12 protein-coding genes and 1 tRNA gene are annotated in these 12,013 nt (G+C 62.1%); 3 read left to right on the top strand and 10 right to left on the bottom strand.

The genetic code is table 11. From position 1 onward, the window contains the following. Positions 1-33: 33 nt before the first annotated feature. From VA613_RS05425 to uvrB, 6 genes are all read right to left on the bottom strand, one after another. Positions 34-429, bottom strand: a complete 396-nt coding sequence (locus VA613_RS05425; RefSeq protein ID WP_324780840.1) for a c-type cytochrome — start codon at positions 427-429, stop codon at positions 34-36. 8 nt (positions 430-437) lie between these two features. Then, the gene (locus tag VA613_RS05420; RefSeq protein WP_324780839.1) at positions 438-1,037 is read right to left on the bottom strand and encodes a ferritin-like domain-containing protein; all 600 of its coding nucleotides are present in this window, start codon (positions 1,035-1,037) and stop codon (positions 438-440) included. 89 nt (positions 1,038-1,126) lie between these two features. Continuing rightward, positions 1,127-1,843 carry an RNA polymerase sigma factor gene (locus VA613_RS05415; protein WP_324780838.1) on the bottom strand — a complete coding sequence of 239 codons (717 nt, stop codon included), beginning with the start codon at positions 1,841-1,843 and terminating at the stop codon, positions 1,127-1,129. A gap of 160 nt (positions 1,844-2,003) precedes the next feature. Then, positions 2,004-2,492 carry a low molecular weight protein-tyrosine-phosphatase gene (locus VA613_RS05410; protein WP_324780837.1) on the bottom strand — a complete coding sequence of 163 codons (489 nt, stop codon included), beginning with the start codon at positions 2,490-2,492 and terminating at the stop codon, positions 2,004-2,006. 79 nt (positions 2,493-2,571) lie between these two features. Beyond that, entirely contained in the window at positions 2,572-2,997 is a 426-nt protein-coding gene (locus VA613_RS05405) for a hypothetical protein (protein ID WP_324780836.1), read from the bottom strand. A gap of 117 nt (positions 2,998-3,114) precedes the next feature. Next, the gene (uvrB, locus tag VA613_RS05400; protein WP_324780835.1) at positions 3,115-5,142 is read right to left on the bottom strand and encodes an excinuclease ABC subunit UvrB; all 2,028 of its coding nucleotides are present in this window, start codon (positions 5,140-5,142) and stop codon (positions 3,115-3,117) included. Between the two features lie 66 nt (positions 5,143-5,208). On the opposite strand from uvrB, the gene VA613_RS05395 reads away from it, so the two are divergent. From VA613_RS05395 to VA613_RS05385, 3 genes are all read left to right on the top strand, one after another. Continuing rightward, positions 5,209-6,402 (top strand): pyridoxal phosphate-dependent aminotransferase, encoded by a 1,194-nt coding sequence (locus tag VA613_RS05395; protein ID WP_324780834.1) that lies wholly within the window; start codon positions 5,209-5,211, stop codon positions 6,400-6,402. A gap of 40 nt (positions 6,403-6,442) precedes the next feature. Beyond that, the gene (locus tag VA613_RS05390; RefSeq protein WP_324780833.1) at positions 6,443-7,720 is read left to right on the top strand and encodes a YhjD/YihY/BrkB family envelope integrity protein; all 1,278 of its coding nucleotides are present in this window, start codon (positions 6,443-6,445) and stop codon (positions 7,718-7,720) included. 93 nt (positions 7,721-7,813) lie between these two features. Continuing rightward, positions 7,814-7,889 (top strand) — tRNA-Asn (locus VA613_RS05385). Between the two features lie 487 nt (positions 7,890-8,376). Here the strand turns inward: VA613_RS05385 and VA613_RS05380 are convergent. From VA613_RS05380 to VA613_RS05365, 4 genes are all read right to left on the bottom strand, one after another. Further along, the gene (locus VA613_RS05380; RefSeq protein ID WP_324780832.1) at positions 8,377-9,468 is read right to left on the bottom strand and encodes an MvaI/BcnI family restriction endonuclease; all 1,092 of its coding nucleotides are present in this window, start codon (positions 9,466-9,468) and stop codon (positions 8,377-8,379) included. Positions 9,469-9,612: 144 nt separating this feature from the next. Continuing rightward, positions 9,613-9,984, bottom strand: a complete 372-nt coding sequence (locus VA613_RS14950) for a very short patch repair endonuclease (RefSeq protein WP_407702880.1) — start codon at positions 9,982-9,984, stop codon at positions 9,613-9,615. Positions 9,985-10,044: 60 nt separating this feature from the next. Continuing rightward, on the bottom strand, positions 10,045-11,319 hold the full coding sequence (dcm, locus tag VA613_RS05370; RefSeq protein ID WP_324780830.1) for a DNA (cytosine-5-)-methyltransferase: 1,275 nt from the start codon (positions 11,317-11,319) through the stop codon (positions 10,045-10,047). Between the two features lie 323 nt (positions 11,320-11,642). Beyond that, positions 11,643-11,900: a hypothetical protein gene (locus VA613_RS05365; protein WP_324780829.1), complete on the bottom strand. Its 258-nt coding sequence runs from the start codon at positions 11,898-11,900 to the stop codon at positions 11,643-11,645. Positions 11,901-12,013 lie beyond the last annotated feature (113 nt).

Genomic DNA, 12,013 nt, shown 5'->3' with positions numbered 1-12,013 from the left:
TTGTCGTTGATGCGTCCCGATCGGGGCGACGGCTCAAGGTTTGCGGCACACGCCGGACTTGCCTGCCAGCTCGAGATACGCGATCAGATCGGCGCGCTCCTGCCTGTCCTTCACGCCGGCATACCCCATCGTGGTTCCCGGGACGACCTTCATCGGATTGGCCAGAAAGCGGTCGAGCGTTTTTCTGTCCCAGATCCAGTTTGCGCGCTTCATCGCCGCCGAGTATTCGAATCCCGCCACGCTGCCGGCGCGCCGGCCCAGCAAACCGCAGTGCTTCGGGCCGGTCCGGTTGTAGGTGAGCGCATGACACGCGGCGCAGCGTGCATAAACCGCTTCGCCGGCTTTCGGATCGCCGATCGGTTCACCTTTCGCGACCGCGCCGCCGGCGGCGACGGCAAGCGCGATGCCGAGCAGGGCTTGTGCACGCACTGCGCTGCTCACGACATGAATGCAACAGGCACGGGCGACTCGCCCAGCGCGTTGCGCAGGATCGCCCAGTGCATCGCCTCGTCGCCGAGGATGCTGCCGGCTGCTTTGGCCAGATCGCGGTTGTCGAAGATCGGCACCGCGCCCAGATAGGCACTGACGGCGCCCTTCTCGAGCATGGCCGCGAAGCGCAACACGTCGTTCTGGGTCTTCAGCGTATCCACCGGGAAGGTGTATTTCTCCTTTGCCGACACGGGCTTGCCGCCCAGTTTGGCGATGGTTTTTGCGAGCAGATCGGCATGCGCCTTGTGGTGTCCCTGGAATGTCACGGCGAGATCGAGCACGGGTTTTTGCAGCAGGCCGCTTTCCGCCCCCACCTGGTATGCGGCGATTGCCTCGAGCTCCGCGCCCAGTGCGCTGTTCAGAATGGTCACATCGGAGCCGGCGGACTTCGCCCCTTTTGCCAGGACGTCGCGTCCGGCCAGCAGGGCGATCGCCGCGCCGGAGAGCACGAGCCCGAATTTCCCGAGGAAGGAACGACGTGTTTCCAGGTCCGGTGCGTCATCGACCGGGGCAGATGAAGTGCTGGGTACTTGAATGCGTGAAGACATGATGTTTTCCTTTTCAAAAAAGTACTGCGAACGAATCTGCCTGCCCAACCGTGATGTGACCGGGCAGTGTGCAGAAGAAGTCGGGGAAATCAGGGCGTGCCGGGCGGCGGGCCGAGCTGGCGCAACACGCCGGCGACGATGCGGTCGCACCGGTCTCCGGCAAACGAGAAGGTCTCGCCCAGGCAGAAGTCGATCTCGCGCGCCAGCGCCTCGCGCAGCAGGCTTTTCGCCCGGAAATAGCGCGTGCGCACGGTGGCCTCGGGAATATCCAGGCAGACGGCCGTCTCGGCCACCGACAATTCCTCGACGGCACGCATGACGAATACCGTGCGAAAGGCATCCGGCAGCCGGTTGATCTTGTCTTCGATCAGGCGCCGGGTCTCCGCCCGCAAGGTGGCGCGTTCAGGCTGTTCGGGCGCACGTTCATCCATCTCCGCCTCCCCCAGGTCCCTGCCGGTCTCCTGCATGTCATCCGGGTCGGCCACCAGGTCGATCACCTCGGCGCTGCGGTTGAGTTTTCGTGCCCGCCGGATCGACACATTGACCGCGATGCGGATCAGCCAGGTGGAAAGCTTCGCCTCGCCGCGAAAGTGGTCCATCGCACGATAAGCCAGCAAATAGGCCTCCTGCACGGCATCCTCGGCCTCGGCGTCGTCTTTCAGGATGCTGCGCGCGGTTCGGTAGAGCGTCTGGTTGTGTCGTCGCATCAGGTACTGCAACGCGACCCGGTCTCCCAAGGCAATGCGCCCCGCCAGTTCGGCGTCCGTCAATTCCCCGATGGCGACCTGCGGCATGGCCTGTTGCATGAGTTGCTCCCAGTTCTTGCTATGCGGTTACGTCATTTGATGACGGCAAGACGAAATGCGTTCCCGCCGGTGACACCCGGCACGGAATAACGGCAGCAATGGAAACGGGGCAAGCCGGGCCATCAGCCCGGCGCGGCAAATCGACGATGCGTCGAACGGGCTATCGGGCGTTTGCGCCCGAGTCGGAGGCAATTTCGCGCAGCAGGCCCCGGACCGCATCCTCGATCATGTCGAGGTTCTCCTCGAAGCCCTGCGGCCCGCCGTAATACGGATCCATCACGTCGAGATTGGGCCATTTGCGGCTGAACGACAGCAGGCGGCGGATCTTGCCGTGGTGCCTGGACGGCGCACGCTCGATCAGGCGCTCGTAGTTGTCGCCGTCCATCACCAGGATGTAGTCGAAGCGCTCGAAATCGGCGTCCGCCACCTTGCGCCCGCGCAGGTCGCTGATGTCCTCGCCGCGCTGGCGGATCGCCTGCTGTGCGCGCGGATCGGGCGGCGAGCCCACGTGGTAGGCGTGGGTGCCCGCCGAATCGGTCTCGACCCGGCTTTCCAGCCCCGCCTCGCGCACCGCCTTGCGGAACATGCCTTCCGCCATCGGCGAGCGACAGATATTGCCCATGCAGACAAAAAGAACCCTGACAGCCATGTGTATCCTCGATCAACGAACCCGAAACCGCACCCCGATCCGACGACACGCCGGCGCATTCGGGCAGGCACGGATGAACTCAGTCCAGCGCGCTCTTGAGCGTGTGCCACTGGATCGGCGCGGGGCGCGCGTTCTCCAGCGCCTCGGCCTGCTTGCGCTTGGCGTACTCCTCCGCACGCTGCTTGAACTTCTCCAGATGGACATTCGCGAGGCGGGTCTGTTCCTCCATCTCCTCCGGCATCAGCGGCGCTTCGACCAGCTGCGTTTCGACGCGCTGGATCGCCGGATACTTGTCGATCAGCGCCTGCAGGATCGCGTCGAGCTTCCTGGCGGGCAGGCCGTAGCGCAGCTTCTTGGTGAGAAACAGCCGCAGGATCGCCCCGTCGCCCGGGTTGGCGCGCTTGTCGATCGCCGCCGCCTCCTTATGCAGCCAGCCGCGCAGGCGCAGCGGCGTGATCTCGACGCCGGGGTTCAGGATGGCGATGTGGATTTGTCCCGAAGCCATATGGGACTCCTTTGATTCAAAAGGGGCATTGTGCAGAAATTTCGCGGGCAGAGCCAACCTCAACGCGCGGCGAGACCGGGCCGCTCGCGCCGCCACCGCACCGCGCGTGAGGACGCCCTACTCCCGCTCCTCCACCCCGAACAGCAGCGCCTTCAGCTCCTTCAACTGGTCGCGCAGCACGGCGGCCTTCTCGAACTCCAGGTTCTTCGCCGCGTCCTGCATTTCCTTCTCGATCTTCTTGACCTTCTTGGTCAGGGACTTTTCGTCCATGACCTTGTATTCCGCGGCGGTCTGCGCGGCCTTGAGTTCCTGGCGCGTGGCGTCGGCGTCGTAGACGCCGTCGATGATGTCCTTGATGCGCTTGACCACGCCGCGCGGGACGATGCCGTGCTCGGCGTTGAAGGCGAGCTGCTTGGCGCGGCGGCGCTCGGTCTCGCCGATGGCCTTTCGCATCGAGTCGGTGATCTTGTCGGCGTAGAGGATGGCGGTGCCGTTGAGGTGGCGGGCGGCGCGGCCGATGGTCTGGATCAGCGAGCGCTCGGAGCGCAGGAAGCCTTCCTTGTCGGCGTCGAGGATGGCGACCAGCGACACCTCGGGAATGTCGAGGCCCTCGCGCAGCAGGTTGATGCCGACCAGCACGTCGAATTCGCCGAGCCGCAGGTCGCGGATGATCTCGACGCGCTCGACGGTGTCGATGTCCGAGTGCAGGTAGCGCACCTTGATGCCGTGCTCGGCGAGATAGTCGGTCAGGTCCTCGGCCATGCGCTTGGTCAGCGTGGTGACGAGCACGCGCTCGCCGGCGGCGATGCGCTTCCTCGCCTCGCTCATCAGGTCGTCGACCTGGGTCGTGACCGGCCGCACCTCGACCACCGGGTCGACCAGGCCCGTCGGCCGCACCACCTGCTCGACGATCTGGCCGGCGTGCTCGGCCTCGTACTTCGCGGGCGTCGCCGAGACGAAGACGGTCTGCGGCATCAGCGCCTCGAATTCCTCGAACTTCAGCGGCCGGTTGTCGAGCGCGGACGGCAGGCGGAAGCCGTAGTCGACGAGGTTTTCCTTGCGCGAGCGGTCGCCCTTGTACATGCCGCCGACCTGCGTGACGGTGACGTGCGACTCGTCGATGATCATCAGCGCGTCCTTCGGCAGGTAGTCGATCAGCGTCGGCGGCGGCTCGCCCGGCTTGCGTCCGGACAGATGCCGCGAGTAGTTCTCGATGCCCTTGCAGAAGCCGAGCTCGACCATCATCTCGATGTCGAAGCGGGTGCGCTGCTCGAGCCGCTGCGCCTCGACCAGCTTGTTGTTGGCGTAGTACCACTCGAGCCGTTCGCGCAGCTCGACCTTGACCGCCTCGATCGCGCGCAGCGTGGTCTCGCGCGGGGTGACGTAATGGCTCGACGGGAACACGGTGAAACGCGCGACCTTCTGCAGGATCTGCCCGGTCAGCGGGTCGAACAGGTGCAGCGTCTCCACCACGTCGTCGAACAGTTCGACGCGGATCGCGGTCTCGGCGTGTTCCGCCGGGAAGATGTCGATGACGTCGCCGCGCACGCGGAAATGCCCGCGCGTGAACTCGACATCGTTGCGCTCGTACTGCATCTGCGTCAGCCGCGCGATGACCTCGCGCTGCGAGAGCTTCTCGTTCTGCCGCAGCAGCAGGATCATGCTGTGGTAGTCGGACGGGTCGCCGATGCCGTAGATCGCCGACACGGTGCAGACGATGACCGTGTCGCGCCGCTCGAGCAGCGACTTGGTCGCCGAGAGCCGCATCTGTTCGATGTGCTCGTTGATGCTCGAGTCCTTCTCGATGAACAGGTCGCGCGCCGGCACGTAGGCCTCGGGCTGGTAGTAGTCGTAGTAGGAGACGAAATACTCGACCGCGTTCTCGGGGAAGAACTCGCGCATTTCGGCGTAAAGCTGCGCCGCCAGCGTCTTGTTCGGTGCCATGATCAGCGCCGGCCGCCCGGTACGGGCGATGACGTTGGCCATCGTGTAGGTCTTGCCCGAGCCGGTCACCCCGAGCAGGGTCTGGAACGACAGGCCGTCCTCGATCCCCTCGACCAGGCGCTCGATCGCGGCCGGCTGGTCGCCGGCCGGCGGGAAGGGCTGGAACAGCCGGAAGGGGCTATTGGGGAAGGTGACGAACACGGGTAAAATCGGCCGGTTAAAACTTGTCGATAGTAGCATCCCGACGGGGTGCATGAAGGAACCACTGTGGAACTCTCCCGCCGCGTTCAGGCCATCAAGCCCTCGCCCACCCTGGCCGTCACCGCCCGCGCCGCCGCGCTGAAGGCGTCCGGCCGCGACATCGTCGGTCTCGGCGCCGGCGAACCCGATTTCGACACCCCGCAGCACATCAAGGACGCGGCGATCGCCGCGATCAACACCGGCTTCACCAAGTACACCGCGGTCGACGGCACGCCGAGCCTGAAGCAGGCGATCATCGCCAAGTTCAAGCGCGACAACGGCCTCGATTACGGCCCCAAGCAGATCCTGGTTTCCTGCGGCGGCAAGCAGAGCTTCTTCAACCTCGTGCAGGCGGTGATCAACCCCGGCGACGAGGTCATCATCCCGGCGCCGTTCTGGGTCTCCTACCCCGACATCGTCATCCTCGCCGACGGCAAGCCGGTGATCGTCGAGGCCGGCATCGAGCAGGGCTTCAAGATCACCCCGGCGCAACTCGAAGCGGCGATCACGCCGAAGACGCGCCTCTTCGTCATCAACAGCCCGTCGAACCCGACCGGCGCGGTGTACTCGAAGGCCGAACTCGCGGCGCTCGGCGAGGTGCTGCGCAAGCACCCGCAGGTGCTGATCGCGTCCGACGACATGTACGAGCACATCCGGCTCAACGACGCGCCCTTCGTCAACATCCTCAATGCCTGCCCCGACCTCTACGAGCGCACCCTGGTGCTGAACGGCGTGTCCAAGGCGTACGCGATGACCGGCTGGCGCATCGGCTACGCCGCCGGCCCGGAAGCGATCCTGCGCGCGATGACCAACGTGCAGTCGCAGTCGACCTCCAACCCGACCTCGATCTCGCAGGTCGCCGCCGAGGCGGCGCTCAACGGCGACCAGGGCTGCATCGCGCCGATGCTCGCCGCCTTCAAGGCGCGCCACCGCTACGTCGTCGACGCGCTCAACGCCATCCCCGGCTTCAAGTGCGTCGACAGCGGCGGCGCGTTCTACGCCTTCGCCGACGTGCGCCCGGCAATCCAGACCCTGCTCTCGCGCGACGTCATCGAGCAGGGCAGCGACATCGCCTTCTCCGAATACCTGCTGGAATCGGCCGACGTCGCCGTCGTGCCCGGCTCGGCCTTCGGCACCGAAGGCTACATCCGCCTTTCGTTCGCGACCTCGCAGGCCAACCTCGAGAAGGCGCTCAAGCGCATCGCGCAGGCCGTCGCCTGACACTGGCACAAGGGCGCGGGCGCGGGTAGGCTAGCGCCCCATGCGCACTCCCGCCCTCGCCCCCGCGCGCGGCACGCTCGCCTGGCTGCTGCAGCTCGGCTACACGACCTGGCGCCTGTTCAGCCGGAACGGCCTGACCAACCACGCGGCGGCCACGGCGTTCTATTTCCTGCTCTCCGCCACGCCGCTCCTGCTGCTGCTCAGCTACGCCCTGCAGCTGCTCGGCCACATCGCCGAGAACTCCGTCCCCGCGACGATCCTGATGGCGGCGCTCTACGAGCAGCTGCAGCTGGAGCATCTCACCGCACTCGGCTTCATCCCGCGCCAGACCCAGCTCGCCGCCGGCGGGGTCGGCCTCGTCACCCTGCTGCTGTCGTCGCGCGGGCTCGTCAACGCCGTCAACGGGGCGTTCAAGGTGATCTTTCCCGAGCAGAACCGCCGCAACGTGGTGGTGTCGTGGGTGCTGCCGCTCGTCATCCTGCCCGTGCTGTTCCTGCTCATGGGACTGGCCGCGCTGGCGCAGACCACGCTCAGCTTCCTCGCCCGCAACGACTTCATCGGCGCCGGCAACGCGCACGTGCTGCAGGCGCTCAACTCGGCATTCGGCTTCGCCATGGTGTGGGCCCTGCTGTTCGCCGCCTACTGGCGGCTGCCGCGCCAGCATCCGCGTGCGCGCGACGCCGCCGCCTTCGCGCTGGGCGCCGCCGCCAGCCTCGCCGCGCTGCTGCTGCTGTCCGGCGTGTTCTTCAAGCTGGAGAGCTACCGCAGCCTGTACGGCGCGCTGGGCGGCGTCGTGTTCGTGCTGATCGGCGGCTACTTCGCCTTCCTGCTGCTCTACCTGTGGGCGCAGGCGCTCTATGCCTACGGCAAGGCCGACATCACGGCGCTGGAAAAGCTCTTCCTCGCCGGCAGCGGCGCCGGCGCCGGCAAGCTCGAAGGCTACGTCTTCGGCGACACCCAGCGCCTGCTCGCCAAGTACGGCCAGGTCCATCCGCCGGGCCATGCCCTGATCGAGGAAGGCGACGACTCGAAGACCGCCTATTTCCTCTACGCCGGACGCGCCGCCGTCTACAAGAACGTCGACGGCGGCCGCCGCCGCCTCGGCGAGCTCAACGAGGGCCAGCTGTTCGGCGAGATGGCCTACCTGCTCAACGAGAAGCGCACCGCCTCCGTCGTCGCCGACGGCGAGATCACCGTGCTCGCCCTGCCGCCGCAGATCCTCGAAGAACTCATGCGCCATTCCGCCCCGCTGTCGCGCCGCATCATCGACATCCTGTGCCAGCGCCTGGAGCGCATGAACCTGGCCAGCCCCGGGTGATCCGGTTGGCCGAAACCAGCGCGTCGGACATCGACAAAATCGCCCGCAAGGGTTGACCGGAACGCCCGCCCTCTCTAGAATGCGCGCTTCCTTTCCCCGATAGCTCAGTCGGTAGAGCGACGGACTGTTAATCCGCAGGTCCCTGGTTCGAGCCCAGGTCGGGGAGCCAGATAAAACAACGGCTTACGTGTAAAAACGTGAGCCGTTTTCATTTGCGCAGGGGTTATTGCTGCAATTTTGCTGCACTCTGCTCCAAGGTTGAAACGCTGGTGCCTAGGCGCGGGAAACCCCATCGCGTTGGCATCGGCACGATGCAAACCGCAGGCGAAGCCGGAGCCGGCGCCCCGTCCAGGGGCAGAGGGTGATGGGGTTTGCCTGGCAACGTGAGCGATTGCTTCATCGACGCCCGCAACGGCAAGGAAGCCCAAAAGCAGCTTGGGGAATGACACTTCGTAGAGGTGCGCCCAAGTGAAGCCGGTAGTCAGGAATTTCTCAGCGAATGCTTCGGGCTTTTCAGCAATCTTCGCTTGGAGCTCTTGTCTCTCTTGATCCAACTGGGGGAGCAGCAAGAAAAGAGCCTTGAAATCTTCCGGCGTGAGTCTTCCGTATTTTTGTTCGGATGCCATTAATAAACGTGCAAATGGGCAAAACGACAACTACCGGAGCTTCAGCTGCAGGGTAAATAGCTCACTTAGAAACTCTTCGCCTGCCAGTCTCCACGGATAGCCGTGATTACGAACGCGGCCCCCCTCCTTTTCAGACATCAGAAATTCAAACACGATGCGCCTTGATTGAACGAGATTATTGAAGTGCTCGATTGATGGTCGCTCGCAGTAGATTAATTCGTCATAGTGAAAACGTTGCCCCGCAGCAGACGTGCGAACCTTTGCCTTCACGAAGACCGCACGTGAATGCTTCTCACGAAGCCGCTCTTCAAGCACATCGAATGGCCAATATCCGAACCGCGTCGTCTCCTTCAGCAAATCGATCTGCCCCGGGGTCGCCGTCTGGTCAAGCCACAGCCCGAGGTTGTTGGCTGTCGTGGTCACTTGCGAATAGCAAGCGTAGCGCCCCTGTTCATCTGCCTGGCCAAGCTGGCGTAATCGTTGGATCGCCGTCAAGCGGCCATCCCACGTTGGCCCCTGTTGAAAAAGGTTGATTTTTCCTCCTCGCCCACCCGTCTCACTGGCCTGCTTGCACTTTATCTCAATACCCCTGAAATCCGCTCGCCGGTCATTGTTCTCCTCAATCCCCAACAGCGTCTCGAAGGTATATCCAATACCCGTATCTCCCCCCCGCAGCGAGTCCACCCAGCCACGTCCAGATATGTCATCAAAGCGCGCTAGAAGGTCGTTAATTGCCTCATCCGGAACGAATGTGGACGCATCGACGGCCAGCAGCGCGAACAGCCCTTCGCTCAGACGAACAGCATCACCAAACAGCAAGGAACACATGCGGGCAAACTCTGGCTCCGCTCGTTCCCTCAAGACATCCGCGTAGTAACCGACAGTGCCATCGGCATGCTTGGCTTTAACAAAAACTGCGAGCCGGAAGCCTTGGTCCTGGTCATTGAAATTTCCATTCAGGCAGGTAACACGGCGCTCCGGATAGCGCTGGTAGTACTTGAATGAAAGTGTCTGCTCTCGCCCACCGATGGCATCAAAAGCCTGGAAGCGCGTCGTCGCGTTCTGATTCGGGTCACCTATTTCAATGGCAGGAAAGAAATCGTATGCCTCGATAGGAACCAAGACTCCATGACGCCCAGAATCATCATTCTTTGTAAGAACCTTTACAAAGACCTCGCCCCCGAGCATCTCCTTGCCAGCCAATTGGCACAACCACTTTCCGTACGAAAACAGGCTATCCAGCGGTCGATTCAGCATTTATTTTCATCAATCATTGGTTTTTATTTTCTCGACGAGGCCGACAAGATGTCTCTCATCCAGTTGGCACTCCCAGATCGTGAGCACTCTCCAGCCGAGCGCCCTCAGCTCACGCCTGTTCCGTTGATCCCGGCTTCGATTCGCGTCCAACTTCTTCTTCCAGAATTCAACATTGCTGGATGGTACGACCGCATACTTACATCGAGGGTGGCTATGCCAAAAACACCCATGTACGAAAACAACGGTCCGATATTTCTTTAAGACGAGATCTGGCTTTCCCGGAAGGCCCCCTGCGTGCAGGCGAAATCTCAGACCGGCCCGATGCAAATAGCTTCTAACCAACCTTTCAGGCTTCGTGTTCTTCCCACGTATTCCCGCCATCATGCGGCTACGGGTAGCCGAATCGACCACATCAACCATGAACGGAACGCGAGATCGTGTTTACAAAGATCGATATCGAAGTGGGAGTTCAGGTTCCCGGTTGTTGGCTGTCAACATCGGCTGCATAAGCTTTGCAACATGCGCCATCACACCTACAACAACCGAATTGCCGAATTGTTTGTATGCACGGGTATCGGAAACAGGAATCCGAAATGTGTCGGGAAAGCCCATTAATCGAGCACACTCACGTGGCGTCAACCTGCGTGGATTTTTGCTTTCTCCTTGATAGACAAGGATTTCCGATCCATCCTTGTAATAGCGGGCAGACAAGGTACGCGCCACGGAATCCTGAGTAACCAGCCCAAAGCCGAAACCGTTGCCCTTGGCCCGGTGTTTCTCCGCGTACCCCTGCAAATAAGCCCATAACTTGTCGGTCAATGTGTATTTTTCGTTAACCGAGCATGACGAATGGTTGAAGAAACGGTCCCCGTCCCATGGCAAATTAGGTTCGGTGCCATCCACCTTGTGCAATATCTCCTGCATTGTGTGCCCCCCCTTAGCGGGCATCGGCAGGGCATCAAAATCAAAGCTCGTCGGCTCGCGAAAGCCGACGATTATGATGCGCTCACGATGCTGAGGTACGAAATGTGCCCCATCAATCACCCGATATTGGACGTGATAACCAAGTTCATCCGACAGCGTCCGCCGTATTACGTCGAACGTTCGACCTTTATCATGCGACACGAGATTCTTGACGTTCTCAAGTAGAAAGGCACGTGGTCGCTTTTCCTCGATAATCCGAGCTACATCGAAGAACAAGGTACCCTGTGTTTCGCACGCGAATCCGTGCGCACGCCCGAGAGCATTTTTTTTGCTGACGCCAGCTATTGAAAACGGCTGACAGGGGAAACCAGCAAGCAAGACATCATGATCGGGAATATCGGACGCCGCGACCTGCGTTATATCGCCGTTAATCTGATGCCCACCCGGGTAATTTTCCGCGTAGGTCTTTTGCGCGTAGCCGTCCCACTCACTAGTAAATACACAATGGCCTCCTAGGTCCTCAAACGCCATGCGGATACCGCCAATACCCGCAAAGAGATCGATAAACGTAAAAGAAGCGTTGTCAGGGAACGGGAACTCCATGGGCAGCAAACGCTGCAGACCAAAGGCATAGTGTGCAGGTACCGACTGCTCAACCACCCAGCGCCGAACCGTACGCGCATCCACGCCCAAGTGACGGGCGATCTCTGCTTGCTTGTGAATCTGTAGCGCCGCACTGAGGTAGCGCGCTGCCATGCCACGGTCGGGGCCGGTCTGCAGGACTGTGGCCATGTGCTCTCCTACTATCTGGGAATATTACCGGACATTATGCCCGCACCAATCCCCAGCGCACAAGGGTAGTCTCCTCGGCCCCTAGGTCGAGCGGACTGTGACAAGAATGACAACAGCCAGCGATTATTAGCGAGCGCCGGCGGGCACATGATCAACAAAAACAATTAGTTACAACAACTGTTAATCCGCAGGTCCTTGGTTCGAGCCCAGGTCGGGGAGCCAGATATAGAAAGGCCACTCTACAGAGTGGCCTTTTTGCATTTCAGGGCCCGTATAGGCCCGGCAGGGCCGTCGCCTTGACCCGCTATTTCGCAAGCACCACGCTAGCTGCCGCAACCGCCGCAACAACTCCCGTTCGCGTGCGGCGACGGTTTTTCTTCGACGAGCACACCGGCTTCGGCAAGCGCCGACACCAATTGCGGACGGGTCGTCGCTTTATCGTCGACGTGCGCGAACAGCCGCGCCGGGGCGTCGAGAAACGATACCTCGTGCACGCCCGGAATCGCCTTCAGGCTGGCGCTGGCACGCTCCGTCGCCTGGGCGTTGACGGGGCCGATGATATGGAAGGTCTCGGTTTTCATGTTTGCTCTTTCCTGGAAAAAATCGGAGGTATTCGACAAGGTCTGCATGGACCTGGCAGTACGGGCGTCACATCGCCGGGTGATATCCAGGCGGTGTCGCCCAACTCAATGCA

Source organism: Thiobacillus sp. SCUT-2 (genome assembly GCF_035621355.1).
GTDB lineage: Bacteria > Pseudomonadota > Gammaproteobacteria > Burkholderiales > Thiobacillaceae > Thiobacillus > Thiobacillus sedimenti.
This window is presented reverse-complemented; position numbering and strand designations above follow the sequence as displayed.